14 protein-coding genes are annotated in these 22,284 nt (G+C 45.5%); all 14 read left to right on the forward strand.

Features of this window, described 5'->3' with window-relative positions:
• The first annotated feature begins 232 nt into the window (after positions 1-232).
• The 14 genes from J2Z65_RS11240 to J2Z65_RS11305 all read left to right on the forward strand — a co-directional run bounded on the left by J2Z65_RS11240 (position 233) and on the right by J2Z65_RS11305 (position 22,269).
• Positions 233-4,819, forward strand: a complete 4,587-nt coding sequence (locus J2Z65_RS11240) for a DUF7402 domain-containing protein (RefSeq protein ID WP_209855853.1) — start codon at positions 233-235, stop codon at positions 4,817-4,819.
• Between the two features lie 62 nt (positions 4,820-4,881).
• Positions 4,882-6,543 carry an S-layer homology domain-containing protein gene (locus J2Z65_RS11245; RefSeq protein WP_167066515.1) on the forward strand — a complete coding sequence of 554 codons (1,662 nt, stop codon included), beginning with the start codon at positions 4,882-4,884 and terminating at the stop codon, positions 6,541-6,543.
• Between the two features lie 66 nt (positions 6,544-6,609).
• On the forward strand, positions 6,610-7,725 hold the full coding sequence (locus J2Z65_RS11250) for a HupE/UreJ family protein (protein WP_167066512.1): 1,116 nt from the start codon (positions 6,610-6,612) through the stop codon (positions 7,723-7,725).
• A gap of 468 nt (positions 7,726-8,193) precedes the next feature.
• A complete protein-coding gene (locus J2Z65_RS11255; protein WP_167066509.1) occupies positions 8,194-9,441 on the forward strand; it encodes an ATP-binding protein in 1,248 nt (415 codons plus the stop codon).
• A 166-nt stretch (positions 9,442-9,607) separates the two neighbouring features.
• Entirely contained in the window at positions 9,608-11,017 is a 1,410-nt protein-coding gene (locus J2Z65_RS11260; protein ID WP_167066506.1) for a sulfatase family protein, read from the forward strand.
• 99 nt (positions 11,018-11,116) lie between these two features.
• Complete coding sequence (locus J2Z65_RS11265; RefSeq protein WP_167066503.1) at positions 11,117-13,351, forward strand: AraC family transcriptional regulator; 2,235 nt, start codon at positions 11,117-11,119, stop codon at positions 13,349-13,351.
• Positions 13,352-13,508: 157 nt separating this feature from the next.
• Positions 13,509-14,480: an ABC transporter permease gene (locus J2Z65_RS11270; protein ID WP_167066500.1), complete on the forward strand. Its 972-nt coding sequence runs from the start codon at positions 13,509-13,511 to the stop codon at positions 14,478-14,480.
• A gap of 1 nt (position 14,481) precedes the next feature.
• Positions 14,482-15,381 carry a carbohydrate ABC transporter permease gene (locus tag J2Z65_RS11275; RefSeq protein ID WP_167066497.1) on the forward strand — a complete coding sequence of 300 codons (900 nt, stop codon included), beginning with the start codon at positions 14,482-14,484 and terminating at the stop codon, positions 15,379-15,381.
• A gap of 59 nt (positions 15,382-15,440) precedes the next feature.
• The gene (locus tag J2Z65_RS11280) at positions 15,441-17,108 is read left to right on the forward strand and encodes an ABC transporter substrate-binding protein (protein ID WP_167066494.1); all 1,668 of its coding nucleotides are present in this window, start codon (positions 15,441-15,443) and stop codon (positions 17,106-17,108) included.
• 83 nt (positions 17,109-17,191) lie between these two features.
• Entirely contained in the window at positions 17,192-18,817 is a 1,626-nt protein-coding gene (locus tag J2Z65_RS11285; protein WP_167066491.1) for a glycoside hydrolase family 43 protein, read from the forward strand.
• Positions 18,774-19,607 (forward strand): ThuA domain-containing protein, encoded by an 834-nt coding sequence (locus J2Z65_RS11290; protein WP_167066488.1) that lies wholly within the window; start codon positions 18,774-18,776, stop codon positions 19,605-19,607. Before J2Z65_RS11285 ends, J2Z65_RS11290 begins: the two co-directional genes overlap by 44 nt.
• 2 nt (positions 19,608-19,609) lie before the next feature.
• Positions 19,610-20,602: a zinc-dependent alcohol dehydrogenase gene (locus J2Z65_RS11295; RefSeq protein WP_167066485.1), complete on the forward strand. Its 993-nt coding sequence runs from the start codon at positions 19,610-19,612 to the stop codon at positions 20,600-20,602.
• Positions 20,603-20,609: 7 nt separating this feature from the next.
• A complete protein-coding gene (locus J2Z65_RS11300) occupies positions 20,610-21,488 on the forward strand; it encodes a sugar phosphate isomerase/epimerase family protein (protein ID WP_167066482.1) in 879 nt (292 codons plus the stop codon).
• Complete coding sequence (locus J2Z65_RS11305; RefSeq protein ID WP_167066479.1) at positions 21,469-22,269, forward strand: alpha/beta fold hydrolase; 801 nt, start codon at positions 21,469-21,471, stop codon at positions 22,267-22,269. Before J2Z65_RS11300 ends, J2Z65_RS11305 begins: the two co-directional genes overlap by 20 nt.
• Positions 22,270-22,284: the final 15 nt, after the last annotated feature.

Below are 22,284 nucleotides of genomic sequence, written 5' to 3' on the forward strand. Positions count from 1 at the left end.
ATTCATTGTACAGTAAATTTTGTACAGATATGAAATGGCAGATTTTTTGGGGCCAAAAATATAAATGTAAAAAATTCCTTGAACGTAAGTCACAGGGTTGAGCGAATTTTTGGGAGGTGGTGCTTACGGATTGAAATGGCCGTTATTTATCGCATCAGACTTTGGTGAGTACTTAATTTATAAGCTTTTTGAACAGATCCTAAAAAAAACTAAAGCATGGAGGTTTTCTGTAGTGAAAAGAGTTATATCTTTTACCCTCGCATCAATGATGTTAATCGGTACGTTATCGAACACCGCAGTAAATGCAGAGAGTGACGTGATAAATGCCAGCCCCCTTATGGCATCGATTAAATTCGATAATAATTTAGAAGATGATGCAAATCAGGGGCATTCGTTGATAGCTCATGGAAATTATAGTTATGTAGACGGTGTATTACCCGGAACCAAAGCTCTGCACGTAGAAAGCGGAAACGGCAATTATGTCAGTACGACACAAAGCTTGAATGTTGGGAATGACAGTTTTACCACATCCTTCTGGTATAAGGGAGATACTAAGGATAATCAGGTCATATTATCGAACAAGGATTTTAGTAAGAGCTCTAACGCAGGCTGGGCGATTTATACATCAAACAATTCGGTCAATATGAATTTAGGATTCCCGACCACATCAGTAAAATTCGGGCGCGACACGTTTAATGCTTCCGCTTGGCGTTACGTGACATTTGTTGTAGACAGAGATAAAATGCTCGGGTCGTTATATATTGATGGTTACGAAATGGCTGAAACTTCGCTGGGGGTCGGAACTTTAGATACATCGAACCCATTAAATATAGGTAGCGACGGAGTGGGCGGCAATGGTGGTAATTCATTCGATATCGCCGATCTGAAGGTTTGGAGAGGTGCACTAAGCAGTGATGCAGTTCAAGCTAGTTATAATGGTTACGGTTTAAATAAAGTAGATATGAAGGCACTTAACGACACAATATCAGAAGCAAATACAATAGTAGCAGGCGGTCTCGGCAGCGGCTTCAGCCAAACCGATTTTGATTATTTGAAAAAGGTTTTGAATACGGCATCTGGGGTTGCAACAACGCAAAAAGTAAAATTATATACACAGGAAACCATCAATTATTACGAACGCGAACTAAACAACGCCATATTCATCTATCAAAAAAGCAATAAAACATTAACTCCCGCCGATTTAAATATAGCGGATAGCAGCGATCCGGAAATCAGTAGTAATCCCGCAACAATCGCGCGCGTGGAAGCAGATTATCGAAAAGCACTGAAAGTATTCCCGCAGGCAGACGTATTGGTGCAGCCTGGCGACATTACCGGCGGTAACAATGCCAATGAATATGTGTGGATGGGTGAGCTTACAAAAGTTTACAATAAACTTAAAGCTGAGGGCTTATTTAACACTACAAAGTTATATATTGTAAAAGGCAACCATGATATGAACGGCACCGAAAATTTAATACCTGTCGGTACGGCGGGCGCGTGGAACGATTCAACGAATTCGTATGATAACGATTTTTATAACAGTGCTTATAGAGTAAAAATAAAAGGATATAATTTGATTGGTTTTGATGCAAATATTAACAGCAGTAGCACGGTGGGAAAAGCTAAGGATTACCTCAACCAAATTAAAAGTGAAGCGGATTATGATCCAACAAAACCCATATTTGCAATGTCTCACTACCCGATAAGCGGAACCGTGTGGGGATCGGCATGGAGCAGCGGTGCAAGTAATAATTTCGGTAAATTTATTGCCGACAACAATTTTTCGCAGGTGTTCTATATGTCAGGTCATACGCAATACGACCCGACTGACGAACGTTCTCTCTATCAAGGTACGGCTTCGTTTCTCGATTCCGGCGGTTCGAACTACTCCAGTTATCAAGATGACGGTCCGTTCGGTGGATACATAGAAGGCTCGTATGGAAGCTATCATACCACACCTCGTATCTCCAATTTCATAGAGGTGTACGGTACAAAATTGATCCTCAAACAGTATAATTTAGCTACAGATGAATTTGTAAGTATACCTCGTGTAGTCAACGTTGGCGAAGGCAAAGATGCCTTTACCTATAGCAAGAGCGATACAAGAGATCTCATAGCTCCGCAGCTTGATGAGGGTAGTATTAAGGTCGATTACTTGGACTTCATTAACAACGAAGTTGGTTTTACACTAAAGCAAGCAACTGACAATGTGCGCAATTTGGAATATAATATTCAGCTTATCAATAAGCTCACGGGGAAAGTGGACAAATCGTTTAACAGCCTTTCGTATCCGATGGACAAACCATACGATGTATACAGGCAATATAAGTTTACAGGTTTGTCGCCGGCTACTCCATATATAATCAGGGTATTCGCCGACGATTCCATGTATAACCGTTCGTCGCAGGACATTGAGATTATGGCTCACGATGTTAATTTAAACAGCATCACTGTGCCTTCTGATGTAACAGATGTGGCATTCGGAGCGGCAAAGACAGCGAACGGCCTTGGATTGCCAAAGACAGTATCCTTGGTTACCGATGCATTCAGGGTGGATGCCAATGTGACATGGAATGTAGATGCTTCAAACTATGATCCCAATGTAAAGACTCCACAGACCTTCAAGGTAAATGGAACTGTAACTTTGCCAACTATAGTAGCAAATCCCAACGACGTGCCTTTGACAATAAGCATTAGAGTAACTGTAAATAAGTTCTCAGTGCCGACCGCTAACGCTACCGCTACCGCTTCATCAAATTTCAATAACAATTATACTCCCAACAAAGTGATCGATGGTATCAAAGGGGGACAACCAGGTGTTGGCGAATGGGCGTCCAATGGAGAACAGAATCCATGGATCCAAGTGAATTGGCCGACGAATCAAACGATCAACAAGATTACCTTCTATGATCGGGCAAACTCAAGCGACTGGGCGCAAGGCGGAACGCTTACCTTCAGCGACGGAAGCACTTTAACGGTTTCAGGAATCCCGAATGACGGGAGCGGTTATTCTGTATATTTCCCTGCCAGGAAGGTGACATGGGTCAAATTCCAGATATCCGGTAATAGTGGGGGAAATAACGGTTTGTCGGAAATGGAATTTTCGTGGATTGTTCCGGATGGTGTACCTTTGAAACTCATGAGCATCACAGCGCCGGCAGCTATCACAGGAGTGAACAACGGAACGGCAAAGACAGCGGACGCCCTTGGACTGCCAAAGACAGTATCCATGGTTACCGATGCATACAGTGTGGATGGCAATGTGACATGGAATGTAGATGCTTCAAGTTATGATCCCACTGTAAAGACAGCACAGACCTTCACTGTTAATGGAACTGTAGCTTTGCCAACAGGGGTGGAAAATTCTAACAACGTGTCATTGACAACAAGCATTAACGTTACTGTTAAAGAAGCTGTATCAGCTTCCGACCATATAACACTAGACAAATCCCAATACATCCAAGGGGAAGCTATTACCCTATCCTATAATGGGGCTGCGTTAAACGGGAAAGATTGGGTCGGCATCTACAGAACCGGAGCTGTTCCTCCAGGTGCCGGTGTATCTTTGATATGGAGTTATTTAAAGTCTGGATCCGGAAAAGTTAGTTTAAACAATGGACTGGCCCCTGGCACTTATGATGCACTCTTTTTGCTCAATGACGGTTATACGATAGTGGATCGCAAGACATTCCAAGTCGTTCAACGGGTGACGCTAAAGAGCATTACTGCGCCCACAGCCATCCAGGGATTGGCCAACGGAACAGCAAAGACGGAAGCAGCCCTTGGCTTGCCTTCGACCGTAGAACTGGTAACCGATGCAGGAAGTAAGAATGCCAATGTGACATGGAATGTAGGAGCTTCGAGCTATGATCCAGCTCAAAAGACGGCACAGACCTTTACTGTAAACGGAACTGTAATTCTGCCCGCAGATGTGGTAAATCCGAACAACGTAGCATTGACAACGAGCATCAGCGTGACTGTACTGCCGGCGCCAGCAACGGCTCAGTCTACATTGACAGGTTTACAGCAGGTGGCACCTGGCCAAACATTCAATGTAATGATGGGACTAAGCAACGTCACGCAAAGCGTATACCAGCAAGTGTATGGGCAAGATTTGACGCTTCACTATGATCCGGTAAGTTTGCAGTTCAATTCGGTTAAATCATTAAAAGAAGGATTTCAAGTCATCGATCAAAACGAGACGGTGCCGGGACAAGTCCGGATTGTGGCTGCCAGCGTGGGTTCGAACGTGTATGCCCAAGGCGATATGCTCTCATTCCAATTTACGGCCAAATCTGTGGCTCAGGCAACTATTATGACGTCAATTTCTATCGACAATGTTGTGATTGCCAATGGACAGGGGAATGAACTGCAGGTCGGCGGAGCCTCCCACGAGATACAAATTAGTACACCTGTAGACAAGTCACTTTTGACTGCTTTGATCGCAAACGCTCAGGCTAAGTACAATGCAGCCGAGGAAGGCAATGGAAACGGCCTGTATGCGATTGGGGCCAAAGCACAATTACAGTCGGCGATCGGTGCGGCGAGTGCGATAGCAAACAATCCGAATGCCACTCAACAGCAGGTGGATAGTGCGAAATCGGCATTGGAAGCAGCCGTACAAGTATTTGAAACGAAGAGAATTAACGCAGATATCAATGGAGGTGGAGTCTCGATTGGAGACTTGGCTATTGTTGCAGCTGCTTATGGCAAACAACAAGGTCAGCCGGGGTGGAATGTGTTAGCGGATGTAAATAAAGACGGCAAGGTTGGTCTTGAAGATCTTGCAATCGTAGCTTTAGCGATGTTGAAATAATTCGACGACGATTGTTGAAAAGTAAAATTGATCGCATCATCGAAATTGAGGATTGATCGGCAATGAAAAGGGGGGAGCTTATCTCCCCCCCTTCTGTCGCCGAAATGGCCAGTTACACAAATAAATATTTGAAAGGGCGGATTACTTTGCTGGTAAAAAAACTTCTCGCGTTCAGTCTGACGTTGCTTTTGACCGTGTTCATGCTTCCGCAGCCCTTTATATATGCAAACACAAACACTAGCCCGAGCTTTTTACTTTCCATCACGAAACCAAGCATATCGGCGGGTGAAAACTTTGAAGTGAAGGTAGAAGGCAAACAATTAACCGATATGTACGCATTTGAAGTCAATTTATCGTTTGATACAAGCCGTTTAGAGTTTCGTAAAAATGATTTTCAAAGTAGCGGCTTTACAGTGGGACCTAATGTGGATGGGAACATAATTCAAATCGCATATACGCAACAAGGCAACACTCCTGGGCAAAGCGGCGATGTAACGTTGGCTACGCTGCCCTTTCATGCGGTAAGTCAGGGATCGGCCGAAATTGTACTGGACAGTGTAAAACTGATGAAACGGGTGGATTCGAAATTAGTGACTGAATTTTTTCCAGTCAATAGCAAGGTAGTAGCTTCCATACAAAACGGTAATGAGGTCAAAATTCCTGCTGTGCCTTCAGGTTTGACAGCTACAGCAACAAGTACCACACAGATTAACGTAACTTGGAATCATTCAAAAGACGCAACGGGTTATGACCTGATGGTGGATGGAGTTGTTCAAACGGACAGATCAAGTCCATTCGCGCACACAGGTCTTGCAGCAGATTCAACCCATACCTATAGAGTGAGGGCAAAGAATTCGGCAGGAGTCAGCGAGTGGAGTTCACAGGTAAGTGCAACATCTCAGAGATCATCGAACAATAACAATAACAACAATGGCAACAACAACAACAATAACAATGGCAACAACAATAACAACAATGGCAACAACAACAATAACAATGGCAACAACAATAACAACAACCATAACAACAAAAATAATGCATTTAATAGTGATATCATCAATGAGTTTAAACTTGTTAATTCGATCTCTTCCTGGGTAGCGGAAGCCAAAAAAGCGGATGAAAAGGTCGAACTCGCTGACATTAAAGGACATTGGGGCAAAAAAACCATCGGTACGTTCGTGAAATTGCACGTTATTGATGGGTATGGAGATGGAACATTCCATCCTGACGGCAACATTACACGCGCCGAATTTGCAGCTATCATTTCTCGCGTATTCGATATCAACGGCGGTGCCAATCAGTCGGTTATTCTGAACGATATTGAGAACCACTGGGGTAAAGAAGCCATTGAGAAACTCGCTAGCGCAGGCGTGATTGCCGGATATGGAGACGGGACGTTCAAGCCGGACAAAACGATCAGCCGTGAAGAAATGGTCATTATTCTATCCCGTATTGTGGACTTTAATAACGTGGATAAAGATGCTTCTAAAGGAAATTTTGCGGATATAGCACGCGCAAGCTCTTATGCAGCAAATCACATCAAGGATGCAGCAGAAGCGGGTATCATCAGCGGCAAGGACAACGCCTTATTCGATCCGCAGGGTAACTCCACACGTGCGGAGGCGCTTACGATCGTACTGAATGCATTGAACCTTAACCCTCAAGTAAAAATACTCTTGGACAGCTTGAACGAAGTCGAGCAACATGTTCAAGGTGCAGAATGAACGGTCGTGACCCGATAAACTAAATTACAGATTGTCATACATGCATTCATGAAAAGAGGTCCCGCTATGAAGCAGCGTTCATTCCTGTCCTTTATCATAATCATAGTCTTATTATTTTTTGGGACTACCACAACTTCACTTGCGCATTCCGGAAGTATGGGTTACTCGGTATTAAACATTGAAGAGAACGAGATTCTCTATGAACTTTTTCTTGATGAAAGAGATTTGTTTCCAAAATTCGGTACCAACCTGGATAATCTGGTGAACGAGGAACAGTTCTCGCAAAAAATCGAATCCTATCTACAGAAAGGTCTTCGCATAGATGCGGATTCGAAGCCCTTGACGATGGAATTGCTTTCGATGAACATGGCGAATAAGGGTACCGAAAGAGGCGTGGAATTTCATCTGAAGTTTACCGCCGATAAAGTGTTCGAACAATGCAATCTTCATTACGATCTGGCGTTTGATGATGTGCCTGCTCATACGAGTGGACTCTTGGTTCATGCAGGGGAATATGTCCAGCAGGACTTGATTGATAGCACGAAAAGAGATATCCTGATTAACCTTCCCAAACATTCGCAGCAGGATATGATTGATAGCACTAAAGGTGATATTCAGACCAACCTTCCCCAGCCTAAGACTGGCGCTGTTTTGTGGAAATACTTCAAGCTTGGAATCGAACATATTTTGACAGGTTATGATCATTTGCTGTTTTTGTTATCCTTGGTATTAATCGCATCGCGGTTCAAGGATGCGTTGAAAATTGTTACTGCTTTTACAGTCGCTCACAGTATTACACTTTTCCTGGTGGCGTCGGGCCGCCTTCATGTCATCCCCTCTTGGGTGGAAGCGTTGATTGCGGTGACGATTTGTTACGTAGCCGTGGAAAATATGTTTGTTCAAAAGGCAAAATGGCGGTGGGTACTGACAGCCATATTTGGCCTGATTCACGGTATGGGTTTCGCCGGGGCGCTCTCTGAAATAGGACTTCCAAAGAGCAATCTGATTGGCACGCTTCTGACGTTCAATTTAGGTGTGGAAACGGGCCAACTGATGGTTTTATGCCTATTACTGCCCCTCTTGATTTGGCTGCGAAAATTTCCGTGGTATCGTAAAATGATGATATCAACGTCTTGCCTTATTTTTGTGCTGGCATTTTATTGGTTGATTCAAAGATTGTAATTAGGTCATAAATTGATCAATACGAGAGTTAGCGGTATTTTTGCTGACTCTTTTTATTATTGCATGTCTATCGGGAGCAGCTTGCCACGCGGCAACTGCTCCCTAGTTTCGTTTAAGTAAAGAGCAGGATAATGGAGTCCATCCATATTATGGTATTATGGAGTTGTGAAGAGAAAGGAAGGGGAACGACGATTAGGACACAAAAAGAAATGCTGTTCATTGTGCAATCACAACTTGCTATTGACCTGAATTGCTCAATCGATGACCTGAACGGTGAACATTGCCACAGCCGCGGGGCGGTGACCTCTGATTCAATGGTAGAGGGTCTTTCATTTGTTACTTATCGAAAATGGGATAAAACTGACAGGCAAATGTCCAATTGATAATTCCTTACTGACATATAGTTCAATTCAAGATATATTTATATCAGATATTTATACTTAGGAACTCAAAGAAGAGGGGATCGACTTGTTAGGGATAGACCAATTAGTATTAAATTTTCTCTTCATTTTGGTAAGTATCCTCACTTATTTTTCCCTCGGACTTTACAAAACAAAGAAGAAAGAAATCCTTATCGGCGTGCACGGAAGTATCTCCGTTATATTCTGTATGTCTTTTCCATTTACCGTTTTCCCTGGATATATATACGACTTGAGAATACTCCCTTTTATCATAGCAATTTTGTATGGTGGAGTACGACCTGGTCTATTTGTTGCTCTTGTCCTTCTTTTGTATAGATACCTGCTTGGAGGTAATGGATTCATAGTAACGTGTATTTCTTATATACCTATTTTTATTTTTACCGCAATTTTTCTAAGGTATTACAATGGTTTATCCAAGAAAAAAACAATTACATTTGGAACTATACTAGCTTTATGTTCTGCACTGTTTGTAACAATGGGTAGTATCATAAAATCTGATGATATAATTCTTCAAAACCTTGGTTTTTTTGTTTTTTATTGTATTGTTCTTGTGGCTTGTTCATGGAGTGCGCTTTATATTATCGAGACAATGAAAGATAACGTAAAGATGAGAGATGAAATCCATCGCTCTGAGAAGCTAAATGTCTTAGGGGAGCTGGCTGCTACAATTGCTCATGAGATACGCAATCCATTGACGGTGTCCAAAGGATTCATTCAATTGATAAAGTCGCGTTCGACTAATGACACCGATCTAAATTATTCAACATTAGCACTTGAAGAAATAGATAGAGCTGAATCCATTATTTCTGAATACCTGATGTATGCGAAGCCGCAGGCCGACAAATACGAGAAAGTTAATGTGAAAGAACACCTATATACCGTCTTGAAAATTATCGAGCCGTATACAACATCGCAAGGTCACATTATAAATCATAATTTTGAAGATGCTTTATGCATAATCGCAGATGCAAAGAAATTTACGCAAGTAATGATCAATTTAGTGAAAAATGCTGTGGAAGCCATGGAACAAGATGGTCAACTAACGATAAATGTGTATGCCAGTAATAACAATGTTGTGATCGAGGTTATTGATACTGGGGTCGGCATGTCGGAAGATCAATTATCTAGGTTAGGTGTTCCCTTCTATTCAACTAAGGATAAAGGGACTGGGTTAGGTCTGATGGTGTGTTATCGAATTATTGAGGCCCTAGATGGGAAAATTCAAGTTAAAAGTACTAAGGGAATTGGCACAAAGTTTAGTGTTATTATTCCTAAAGCGCTAGAAAATGAATAAACTCAACTAGCCAAGAAGCTGCAAATGTCGTTAGAGGGCTCGGAAGCGCTTGCTCAGGATTATTGTATATCGGAGAAAAGATGTAAATTGCACGGATGATAGGTGTAAGTTATAGTAGCCTCATTGCAGTTGAAGGAAACTTCCAACAATGAAGGAGACGTATTGTATGGACAATCGCCCCAACATACTCTATATCATGAGTGACGATCATGCAGCCCATGCGATGAGCTGTTACGGGAGCAAGATCAACCAAACGCCTAATCTGGACAGGATTGCGAACGAGGGAATGCGCTTTGATAACTGTTTCTGCACCAATGCACTTTGTACGCCAAGCCGGGCTTCGATTCTAACGGGTACATACAATCATATTAATGGTGTCAGGACCCTCGATTCACAGCTGGATGGGAGAGGGATCACCTTTCCGAAGCTGCTGCAGCAAGCAGGTTACCAGACGGCCATAATTGGCAAATGGCATCTGGGACACGGAGGGTTCAGCGATCCAACCGGATTTGATTACTGGAATATACTTCCTGGGCAAGGGGCCTATCATGATCCTGAATTTATAGAAATGGGAGAAGAGAAGACCGTGCCCGGTTATGTCACTGACTTAATTACGGATTATTCGCTGCAATGGATGAAACAAAGGGATGAAAATAAACCGTTCCTGCTGATGTGTCATCATAAAGCGCCGCACGATAAGTTCGAATACCATCCGAAGCATGCACATTTATACGAAAATATCGACATCCCGGAGCCGGAAACTTTCTACGACGACTATGCCAACCGATCTGATGCAGCTAAAGAGGCCACCTGCAAAATAGCCGATATGGACAGACATTTAACGGAGACTGCACCCGAACATCTTACAGGCGAAGTACGGAAAAAATGGAACTACCAGAAATTCATTAAAGACTATTTAAGATGCATTGCATCTATTGATGAAAATGTCGGGCGTTTGCTGGATTATTTAGACGAACAAGGATTAGCGGATAATACGATTGTCGTCTACACATCGGATCAAGGATTTTTCCTAGGCGATCATGGTTGGTACGATAAACGGTTTATGTACGAGGAATCGCTAAGGATGCCATTCCTTATGCGTTACCCGCAAGAGATTAAGCGAAGTACGTTGAATTCATCTATGGTTCTTAATGTAGATTTTGCACCTATGCTGTTAGATTGCGCCGGCGTGGAAATTCCGGTTACCATGCAAGGAAGAAGCTTCCGAACGATGTTTAAAGAACAAGTCCCTCCTGAATGGCGGCAATCAATGTATTACCGATATTGGATGCATTTGGCTCATTTCCATATTAAAGCGCACTATGGCATGCGAACTGACCGTTACAAGTTGATTTATTATTATGCAGAAGCACTTGGGGTGGAAGGTGCGATCGATGAGACGAAACCGACGGAATGGGAATTGTTCGATTTAGAGCGCGACCCTTACGAGCTGCTAAACGTATATGATCATCCGGATTACCGTGATACGGTAAGAGAACTTAAAGAGGAGCTTATCCGGCTCAGACAAGAAGTGAAAGACGATAGTTGTGATTTTCGCTTGGAACAAAGGCCTTAACCTGAAAGGGTTGGGCTTTTTCCGTTATATTGTCAGCAAGTAGACGAACTGATAAAATGAGAGCGTTGCCATATAAATCGTATGGAAAGGAAGATGTTGATGAAGAAAACATGGTATTACCGCTTGCTTTTTTCTTACATGCCTGTCTTCCTTTTGATCATTTCTTTTTTGTTTTTTATTTTTTTCCAAATTTTAAGTGAGCGGGCGCAGCAGGATGCGGCCAGCGTATACACAAGCATTAATAATCAGTCGCTTCAGACTGTGGAGCAGACACTGCAATCGATTGATCATTTAATGGTGACCAAACAGACGAGAAATAATAATCCTTCCGATTTCAATATGTTGGATTTTTTCAATCAGTCGGGCCAGCCTGCAACCTATTTTACGTACCAGGTGACCCAAGAATTCAACAATATGAAACAGCTGAACCCATACATTCATTCTCTTTATCTCGTACGCGATAGCGACGGTTATGTGCTTAGCTCCAATACGGTAGCTCCATTGCAAGCTTTTGCCGATCACGAATTTATTAAAGGACTGATGAAGGATACTTATTCTTATCATTGGACGGATAAACGGCTCTTTAAGGAGTTTGGAACGTCCAGAATGGAAGCGGTAGTCTCATTAGCGCGCAAGTATGTAACGAGTTCGGGAGAAAGTGGCCTCATGGTAGTAAATGTGTCGATCAATGCCTTGAATCAGCTGATCTCTAAAAGTTTGGATCAATCGGTCAGTTTTGTTACGGTTACCGGCTCGGAAGGCATGAAAATGTTTCCGGAGAGCGAGGTTAATGACGATACCCGAAAGGTCATGTCTACAATTGTATCCGAATATACGGGCTGGACGTATAAAAGCGGCTTGGTAAATGGGAATCGCTTTTCTATTCTCCAAGTGTTCTCGGGAATTTGGTTTGTTTTTGCCGCAGTCGTCGTTTTGATTGGGTTATTATCCATTCTTTATATGACGAACCGGAACTATAAGCCGCTACGGGCGCTTATTTCCAAATTGGATGAGATGTCACAAGCAAGCGCGACTCAAAGCGGCAATAACGATAATGAGTTTCACTATATTGAGACAACGTTCCACTCGCTCGTTGAACGATTCAATGTGTTTAAGACGCAGTCAGATCAAAATATTAATTATCGCAAAAAATCCATTTTCCTGGAGGTTATGAACGGTTCCAGATCGTTAGCGAACGAGGAGTGGGTTGACGAGCTGGAGAGGCACGGGTTCAAGGGCGGATTCAAAAAAGCGGCAGTATTAGTCGCTTCCATAGATAAATATTCGGATATCCGCAGCCGCTTCACGGATCATGATCTTATTTTATATCGCTTCATCATTCAGAACATGTATACGGAGCTCGTTCAGAAATCGTCGCTTCGCAGCTGGACCGAGTGGATCAACGATAAGGAAATGTGCGTTTTCATTTTTACGCAAGAGGATATGCCTAACGAATTATTCGATAACATCAAGCCGTTCACGGAGCATGCGGTTTCCTGGGTTCGTAACAACCTACCTTTTACGGTAACTTTTGGCGTGGGTCAGGTAACGGAGACAGTGCCTCAGCTCAAAAACTCCTATAAGTCTGCCATCGAAGCGATTAATTACAAGTTCGTGCTTGGCAGTGACCGCGTAATCGGGTACTGGGAGATTTCCAAAGAATACGAGGTTGAGCTGTATTACCATCTTGAACGGATTCGCAGTATGGTGTATTCGTTTCGGATGCTGGAGCCGGATTGGCGGACCAAATATAACCGGATTTTTACGGAAATCATTGCGGACCGGCCGAAGCGTGACGATATTGTCAATTTGCTTCATTACTTATCTTTCCGTTTGTTTGATCATATTCACGGCCTTGTTATGAACGATGAGATCGTGCATACGAACAAAGCGATTATGAAGGATGTTATCGAGCAATTCGAAACGCTTGAGGATGTACAGGATCAGCTGCTTGAAATTATGGAGAAGTTGGAATATGTCATGTCGGAGAAAGCCCATAATGGCAGTGAACAGGTCATTGCACTTGAAATGAAGCAGTATATCGCCGACCACCTCTCGAATCCGGATCTGTCGCTTGTTCACCTTAGTGAGCAATTCGGCATCTCTTCAAAAAATGTCAGCTCGTTGTTCAAAGAACAATTCGATATTAAGTTTATTGATTATCTCATCAATCGCAGAGTCGAGCTCGCCAAACAGCTTCTGACGGAGACCGAGTCCAGCATACAAGAGGTCGGGTATCAGGTGGGCTATCTGAATCCCGTATCGTTTAACCGCGTTTTCAAGCGCTTGGTAGGCATAACTCCTGGAGATTATAGGAAAGAGCGACATTGTTAATAGCAGAAAATTGTTAATCATTACGTCGGATCGGGTCAAAATGACCTGATCCGATTTTTGTTTACCGCCAGAAACATGTAAATTGCAGGGTTGCTACTAGGTGGGGTATAGTTGCCCCAACAACAACAATCGTCTCATGCAAGGAGGAGGGAACAAAATGGCGGAAACAGCCAAACTGTCTGCTGCGTCCAAATTAAAAAGCAAATCTTCAAACCCCACGAAATTGGGAATATCTCTAAAAAAGATGCGGCGGCATTGGCAGCTTTATCTTTTAGTTTCACTGCCGGTTGCTTATTTCATTCTTTTTAAATATGTGCCAATCCTGGGTGTACAGATCGCCTTCAAGGATCTGAATCCGATCAAAGGCATATGGGGCAGCCCATGGGTAGGGTTCAAGCATTTTCAATCATTTTTCGAACACCCGAATTTCTGGCTGCTTATTAAGAACACATTATATTTAAGCTTGTATTCGTTAGCTGTCGGTTTTCCTGCACCTATTTTACTTGCGCTCATGCTGAATGAGTTGAAGAATGGTTTGTTTAAACGTTCCGTACAAATGATTACTTACGCGCCCTATTTTATCTCTACAGTCGTTATGGTCTCAATGATTATCTTGTTTTTGTCGCCTAGAATTGGCGTCATCGATCATATCCGTACAGCGCTTGGCTTAGCTTCGATTAACTTTATGGGCAAACCATCCTTGTTCTCGACGATCTTCGTTCTCTCCGATGTATGGCAGTTCATGGGGTATAGCGCAATCATCTATATTGCAGCCCTTGCCGGCGTGAATCCACACTTATACGAAGCGTCAAAAATCGATGGGGCAACCCGGCTGCAGAAAATCATTCACATCGATATCCCCAGCATTATGCCGGTTATGGTGCTGCTGCTCATTTTGAACATGGGCCATCTGCTCAGCATCGGGTTCGAGAAGGTGTATTTGCTGCAGAATCCGCTGAACATTGGAGCTTCGGAAATTATTTCGACCTATGTGTACAAAGTCGGTCTCGTCCAAGCGAATTACAGCTTTTCATCGGCAGTCGGCTTGTTCAATTCTTTCATCAATTTAATGCTGCTACTGTTTGCAAATTACGGGGCAAGACGAATTACAGGATCGGGGTTGTTCTGACATGGAGAAAACAGTCAAAATCAAGGAACCGCTTGCGGATAAAATTTTACTCACGATCGTTCATGTCGTTCTGTTCCTCATCCTTGTTATTGTGCTGTACCCTCTTATTTACATCGTAAGTTCTTCGATCAGCTCTCCGCAGGCGGTAGTAGCTGGCAGAGTTTGGTTATTTCCGGTGGAGCTATCTTTGAAAGGGTATACCGCTGTTTTGAACAATCCGCGTATTTGGTCAGGCTATTACAACTCGCTCTTGTATACGGGAATAGGGACACTTATCAGCGTATCTTTGACGATCGCGCTCGCCTATCCGTTGTCCAAACGAACCTTTCATGGCAGAAAGCTCCTGATGTACATGATCATGATCACGATGATTTTCAGCGGGGGGTTGATTCCTTACTATTTGACCGTGAAGGATCTAGGACTGATTGATACGCGCTGGGCGCTGCTCCTTCCACAAGCGGTAGCCGTTTGGCAGGTTTTTATTGCGAAGACGTTTTTTGAAGAAACGATTCCGGAAGAATTAAATGAGGCTGCTCAACTCGACGGCTGCAGTGACTTCAAGTTTTTAAGCGCGATCGCGCTGCCGTTATCCAAGCCGATCATTGCCGTACTCGTACTTATGTATGCGATTGCAAACTGGAACGCGTATTTTGATGCACTTATCTTTCTGCGAAAGCCAGATTTGTTTCCGCTGCAGCTCATATTACGGGAAATATTAATCCAGAATTCGGTTGATAATACAATGATGGTTGATGTGCGAACAATGGAAGCCAGACAAGGGATGAAAGATCTGTTGAAATTTTCGCTGATCGTCGTCTCCAGTTTGCCGGTACTTATCATATATCCGTTCGTTCAACAATACTTCGTGAAGGGGGTTATGATCGGCTCGTTGAAAGGATAAAGGAGAAGCGTAACGTAAAGTAGAACTGTATGTGCAATCATCATTCAGGAGGGTGTCAAATGGGGAATTTATGGAAAGCAGTTGCCTGTACAGCTCTAACCGCAGTATTTTTACTCAGCGCTTGTTCGAATGACGGCAGCGGAGGCAAGGGACAGGAATCCAGCACAGGTCCTAACGGCGGAGACGGGGCGCAAAAGCCAATAACGATAAGTGCGTTTATTAACCAATCGCCTAATCTAACAACCTTAGACAATCCGTTTACGAAGCAAGTTGAACAGAAAACAAATGTGAAGCTGAATTTCGTCGTCGGACCGCCGAATGATAATAATGACAAGCGCAATGTTCTGATGGCAAGCGGCGATTATCCGGAAATTTTCCTGAGCGGCAACTTCGCGACCGCAGATCAAATGAAGTACGGCAAGCAGGGTATTTTCCTTCCATTGAACGATCTCATCGATCAGTACGCGCCGAATATTAAACAAGTATTCAAGGACCGTCCGGATTTAAAGACGGCCGTAACGTCTTCCGACGGAAAAATCTACGCAATGCCGGAAGTGAATGAATGTTACCACTGCTGGTATTCCCAGAAGCTGTGGATCAACCAAACATGGCTAGATAAGCTTGGTCTGAAAATGCCGACGACCACTGAGGAATATGCAAACGTGCTGCGCGCCTTTAAGACGAAGGATCCGAACGGCAACGGCAAAGCTGACGAAGTTCCGCTAAGCGGGGCATTGTATACGTGGCACGGCGATTTGACCGGCTTTCTCATGAACGCGTTTATTTATAATACGGGAGACGGACAGTCTTATTCTTATATCCGGGTGAAGGATGGCAAAGTCCAGCTTTCGGCGAGCCAGCCGGAGTGGAGAGACGGTCTCCGTTATATGAATTCGCTTTATAAAGAAGGATTGATCGATCCGCAAGCTTTTACGCAAAATCAAGAAGGCTTGCAGCAGCTTGGCAATAAAGCAGGCGAAACTGTACTGGGGTCGTTCACGATCGGCCATGTGCGTATGGCTGTTGGCGCCGCCGATCCGCGGAATAAAGATTATACGGCGGTTCCTCCATTAAAAGGGCCGAATGGCGTACAGTTATCGGGATATTACAAATCCGTAGGTAACCAGGGCCGCTTCGTTATTACCAATAAAGCGAGCAAAGACAAGCAGATTGCCGCAATTAAAATGCTCGATTATTTGTGGACCGAAGAAGCAACCAGAGGGCAAGAGTTCGGCGTAGAAGGACATATGTGGAAAATGGCTGACAATGGCCAGTTGAATGTCAACGGCAAACCTGCGAAATATCAGGTTGACGAGAAATATCGCACAGAGACGATTCATACCGACGGCTGGGATCAAGCCGGTCCGGATTTCCGGCCTCGTGAGCGCTTTGAATCGCAGGCGGTTTCACAGGATATGTTTTCACCGGAAGGTTATGAGTTGCGTTTGGTGAAGGAAACGCAGAAGTACGACGGCTTCCAACCGAAAGAGCAGGATTTCTTCCCGATCGACATTTTTATTAGCTCCGAGGAAGGCGAGGCAGCCGCTCAACTGAAGGCGACCATCGAAGATTACGTCAAATCGAATATGCTTCAGTTCATTACAGGAGATAAAAACATCGAGAGTGGCTGGGATGCTTATATCAAAGGCTTTGACGGCTTAAAGCTGAATGATTACTTGAAAATTTTGCAAAATGCTTATGATGCCGATCGCAAAAAAGTAAAATAATCACATGAGAAACAGGAATGGGAAAGACGGCCTGCGGCAGAGTGCTGCAGGCCGATTGTATAAGAAAGCAAAGGATGTGCCGTATGGAGCCAAATCTACAATCCCAAATCGTGAACCCGGTTCTGAGGGGGTTCAATCCCGATCCTTCGATACTCCGCGTGCAGGATGATTATTATATCGCAACATCGACCTTCCAATGGTTCCCGGGTGTGCAAATTCATCATTCACGCGATCTCGTCCATTGGAGACTGCTCACGCGTCCGCTTGAACGGGCTAGCCAGCTTAACATGATAGGCAATCCGGATTCCGGCGGCGTGTGGGCGCCGTGTCTAACTTACAGCAATGGGACGTTTTATCTCGTATTTACGGATGTAAAAAGCCATGCGGGCGCTTATAAAGATACACACAATTATGTCGTTACCGCCAGCGATATAATGGGGCCTTGGTCCGATCCAGTGTACTTGAACAGCAGTGGTTTTGATCCTTCGATGTTCCATGATGACGATGGGAAAAAGTGGATCGTCCATATGGCATGGGATTATCGCAAAGACCGTGATCCGTTTAACGGCATATATTTGCGGGAGTATTCGGAGAGTGAGGTGAAACTGTTCGGTCCTTCGCATCTCATTTATAAAGGTTCCAAGCTTGGTTTGACGGAAGGGCCCCATATTTATAAGAAGGATGGCTACTATTATTTAATGGTTGCGGAAGGCGGAACGAGCTATGAGCATGCCGTTACGGTGGCGCGCTCCAGGCAGTTGACGGGTCCTTATGAGACGGATCCGCAGACGCCGATGCTCACGGCGGTTCATAATCCGGATGTGACACTTCAGAAAGCCGGGCATGCAAGCTTGGTTCATACGCATAGCGACGAATGGTATATCGTTCATTTATGCGGGCGTCCTCTGGATACGGAAGACAGAAGGTGCAATTTGGGCCGTGAAACGGCGATTCAACGTTGTGTTTGGAGCGAAGACGGATGGCTTCGTCTATCCGGGGGAGGAAGTGTGCCGCTCGATTTCGTGCAGCCTCCATCGCTGCCGAAGCATAAGTTTCCGAAATCTCCAGACAAGGACGACTTCAATGACAACAGATTGAATATCCATTGGCAATCGTTACGCCAGCCATTTGCCGAAGATTGGATCTCACTTGCCGAGCGTCCTGGGTATCTTAGGCTCAAAGGGATGGAGTCTCCCAATTCACGGTTCAGGCACAGTCTAATCGGACGGCGCCAGCAATCGTTTCGCTGTGAAGCGGAGACGGTCATCGAGTTTGGTCTCAGCTCCTTTCAGCAGATGGCTGGCATGATGTATTACTACAATTCGCAAAATTACTATTATTTGCGCTTAAGTTTTGATGAGAGTCTGGGTGCGAACCTCGGCGTTATCGGTAACGATCATGGCGTATATCAGGAGCATACGGAGAGGCTCGTACCGGTTGCGGTACAGAAATCCTGCTATTTAAAGATGAAGCTGAACTACAGCGAGCTGCAATTTTATTATTCCGTGAATGGGACGGACTGGCTAGCCATCGGTCCTGTGCTGGATGCCAGTAAAATATCGGATGAATATGCGACGCATCTGGTCGATGGTTATTTTACGGATTGGGGCTTCACCGGTGCTTTTATCGGACTTTGTGCCCATGATCTGTCAGGCGGCCGCAGACATGCCGATTTTGATTATTTCACCTATTCGGAAACAGAAAACTGATCATGGAGAGATGCATGTGGAGCAGATGAATGAAACGTTAAAAGGCCGCCATCTTGTATTCGTAATCGGAGAAGATGAATATGCGTCGGAAATCACGATGCCGCGTATCGCTAAAGAGGCTGAGCATAAGCATGGAGCTCAAGTGACCGTGTTATCCGCGCATCCGGGACCAGCTGAGCCTGCAAATATTCCAGGACTGGAGGCACTTCAAACGGCTGATCTCGCCGTGTTCTACTTGCGGTTTCGGCAGCTGCCTGAAGAGCAATTTGGTTATATTCGAGCGTATCTGGAAGCGGGGAAGCCAGTAATCGGTTTGCGTACCAGCACGCACAGTTTTGATTACCCGGAGGGGCACCCACTGGCGCGCTGGAATGACGGCTTCGGCACCGATGTGCTTGGCGCACCGTGGATTCGGCATTTCGGGCATTCGTCTTCAACGGATGTTTCGATTGCCTGGGGGGCGAATGAGCATCCAATTCTAAGAGGCGTACCAACGCATTTCTCATGCCGTTCTTGGCTGTATCAGGTACTGCCGTATCCTCCGGAAGGAGCACTACTTCTGCTGAACGGACATACGGTAAACCCGGAGGATAACGGCTGGTCGTATACGGAAGATACGCCAAGGGTGCAACCTGTGGCGTGGACGCGTACACATTTCGGAGGCGGTCGTGTCTTGACGACGACGATGGGGCATCCCGAGGATTTCGAGCAGCCTGCTTTTAGAAGACTGCTGTTGAATGGCATCCACTGGGCTGTCGGAGCCGAACATTGGATATCGGAAGGAGAATGAGGATGAAAATAGCAGCGATTACCGGCGTAAGGCAAGCGGAATTGGTAGAAAGAGAGAAGCCGGTCCTCAAGGAGGGCTGGGCGCTCGTTAAAGTGTATGCAGCGCCGATGTGTGCGGAATATAAAGGGTTTGTTCATGGACATACATCGGACTGCCTCGGGCATGAAGCGGCCGGTGAAGTGGTTGAAGCGGCGCCGGGCAGCAAGGTGAAGGTTGGCGACCGGGTCGTCGTCATGCCGCAGTATCCTTGCGGCGAGTGCGAGCTGTGCATTGCGGGCGATTTCATTTATTGCGAGCACAATATGGATCATTACGAGCCGACGATGACCCAGTACATTTCCAAGCCGTCCTGGATGCTGGCGCGGATACCTGACGGAATCACCTACGAGCAAGCGTCGCTGGCCTGCTGCGGGCTCGGCCCCTCTCATGGCGCTTTCCAAGCGATGGAAGTGGACGCTTTCACGACAATCCTCATCACCGGGCTTGGACCTGTTGGACTCGGAGCGATCGTCAATGCGAAATTTCGCGGTGCGAAGGTCATTGCGGTTGAGATGAATCCGTATCGTGTCGAACTGGCGAACAAGATGGGCGCCGACATGATCGTCGATCCCCGTGTTCCTGATGCTGTGCAGCAGATCAAAGCTTTAACCGGCGGCAAAGGGCCGGACTGCGGACTAGACTGCTCAGGCGTCGTCTCGGCTCATCGGCTTCAGATTGATGCGGTGAAGCGCAAAGGCAAGGTCGCTTTTGTTGGGGAATGCTTTACGGAGACACCGATTAAAGTTAGCGATGATCTACTCCGTAAAGGCATTCATCTGATTGGATCGTGGCATTACAATATGAACGAATTTCCGCAATTAATGAAAGTGATCGAACAGTCGCCTTTAACCGGACTACTGATCTCACATACGTTTCCAATGAGTAATATTCAGGAAGCTTTTGAATTGTCTGCCTCACAGCAAAGCGGCAAAATTATTTTAAAGCCATGGGAGTGAATCATTGATGAAGATCGGTATGAATTTGCTTTTGTGGACGGATCAATCCAAGCCTTCCGAGCATTTAACATTATTGCAATCGATCAAGCAGTGGGGCTTTGACGGGGTTGAATTCGCTGCCGACAATATGGATTCAGCGGATGCACGCGCTTTTGGCTTGATATTGAAGGAGCTTGGCCTCGGATGCACTGCAATCGCCGCACTTGATGCCAGCTCGGCGGATCCGGCGAGCAGGGACAGGGCGCTGCGGCAGGCTGCGCTCCAAACGCTGAAGCGGGCGATCGACAATACGAAATCTTTGGGGGCGGAGGTGCTGTGCGGGCCATTATTTCAAGGATTGGGACGCTTCTCCGGCCATGCACCGCAGCGGGATGAGTGGGATTATGCCGTTGAAACGCTGCGCGAGGCGGGCGAATACGCAGGTTCAGTTGGCGTGAAGCTGGCGCTGGAGCCGATTAACCGTTTCGAGATGTATATGGTGAACACGCTTGCAGATGGAGTGCGTTTTGTGAAGCAGATAGGCTTGCCTAACGTTGGCTTACTAGCGGATACGCATCATGGCAACATCGAGGAACGCAATGTGCCTGAAGCTTGGCGTCAGGCGGCGGCACACATCGTGCATGTTCATATTTCGGAAAATGACCGCGGAGTGCCTGGTAGCGGTCATGCGGTACCGAAGGAAATATTCGAGGTGCTTACAGAAATCGGTTATGACGGCTGGCTCACCATCGAAGCATTCGGGCAGCAGGTCCCCGGACTGATCTCACGACTCCATTTGTGGCGGGATTATGCGAACCACCCGGATGATGCCGCACGTTTGGGTGTTCAATATATTCGGCAGCAATTAGGTTATGGAGGTTCGGTTCATGCCAATCGTTCACGTTAACGGGATAGAGCTTCATTATACGGAAAGAGGTCAAGGCCAGCCCTTGGTTTTACTGATGGGTCTTGGGGCGGACGGGAGCGTATGGGAGGAGCATGTGCGCGTCTATGAACAGCATTATCGCTGCATATTGGTCGATAACCGGGGAGCGGGCCGCTCCGCCAAGCCGGAAGGCCCTTATACGACACGGATGATGGCCTTAGACACCATCGGATTGCTGGACGCGCTTGGGATCGACCAAATGCATTTGTCTGGCATCTCGATGGGCAGCGCCATTGCGCAGGAGGTGGCCTTGGCTACTCCGGAACGTGTCCGGACTTTAACGATTAACTGCTCGTGGTCGGAATGCGATGCGTACACTACGCGCATCTTCGAAACGTTCGGCGCAGCCTATCAAGCGATGAAAGCAGATGATTTCCAGAAGTTGCTGCAGCTCATCATCTACACGCCAGCTTATCACGAACAGCATCAAGATAGGCTTAAAGAAGGCCAGAACAGCGCATTAACGAACGGCAATCCGATGCCGGTTCATGCGTTTCAAGCGCAATGTAGCGCTTGTATGTCTCATCATACGACAGGGAAGCTCGGGGCAATCACCGCTCCTACACTGATCACTGTTGGAGACCAAGATATCTTTACACCGGTCCATCTGTCGTTGTCCATCGCAAGAGAGATTCCTCATGCCGAGCTAAGCATATTTGAAGGCAGCGGCCATACGCATCACTGGGATCGGCTGCAGGATTTTAACCGGATCACGTTGGATTTTCTTAACCGTCATCAATGATCTGAATAAAGTTTA

This window comes from Paenibacillus aceris (assembly GCF_017874035.1).
GTDB lineage: Bacteria > Bacillota > Bacilli > Paenibacillales > NBRC-103111 > Paenibacillus_E > Paenibacillus_E aceris.

What these genes read in the sequence shown, in the direction of transcription:
- J2Z65_RS11245 (WP_167066515.1), top strand. Translation starts at nt 4,882, where the DNA reads ATGAAAAGGGGGGAGCTTATCTCCCCCCCTTCTGTCGCCGAAATGGCC.
- J2Z65_RS11250 (WP_167066512.1), top strand. Translation starts at nt 6,610, where the DNA reads ATGAAGCAGCGTTCATTCCTGTCCTTTATCATAATCATAGTCTTATTA.
- J2Z65_RS11260 (WP_167066506.1), top strand. Translation starts at nt 9,608, where the DNA reads ATGGACAATCGCCCCAACATACTCTATATCATGAGTGACGATCATGCA.
- J2Z65_RS11265 (WP_167066503.1), top strand. Translation starts at nt 11,117, where the DNA reads ATGAAGAAAACATGGTATTACCGCTTGCTTTTTTCTTACATGCCTGTC.
- J2Z65_RS11270 (WP_167066500.1), top strand. Translation starts at nt 13,509, where the DNA reads ATGGCGGAAACAGCCAAACTGTCTGCTGCGTCCAAATTAAAAAGCAAA.
- J2Z65_RS11275 (WP_167066497.1), top strand. Translation starts at nt 14,482, where the DNA reads ATGGAGAAAACAGTCAAAATCAAGGAACCGCTTGCGGATAAAATTTTA.
- J2Z65_RS11280 (WP_167066494.1), top strand. Translation starts at nt 15,441, where the DNA reads ATGGGGAATTTATGGAAAGCAGTTGCCTGTACAGCTCTAACCGCAGTA.
- J2Z65_RS11285 (WP_167066491.1), top strand. Translation starts at nt 17,192, where the DNA reads ATGGAGCCAAATCTACAATCCCAAATCGTGAACCCGGTTCTGAGGGGG.
- J2Z65_RS11290 (WP_167066488.1), top strand. Translation starts at nt 18,774, where the DNA reads ATGCCGATTTTGATTATTTCACCTATTCGGAAACAGAAAACTGATCAT.
- J2Z65_RS11295 (WP_167066485.1), top strand. Translation starts at nt 19,610, where the DNA reads ATGAAAATAGCAGCGATTACCGGCGTAAGGCAAGCGGAATTGGTAGAA.
- J2Z65_RS11300 (WP_167066482.1), top strand. Translation starts at nt 20,610, where the DNA reads ATGAAGATCGGTATGAATTTGCTTTTGTGGACGGATCAATCCAAGCCT.
- J2Z65_RS11305 (WP_167066479.1), top strand. Translation starts at nt 21,469, where the DNA reads ATGCCAATCGTTCACGTTAACGGGATAGAGCTTCATTATACGGAAAGA.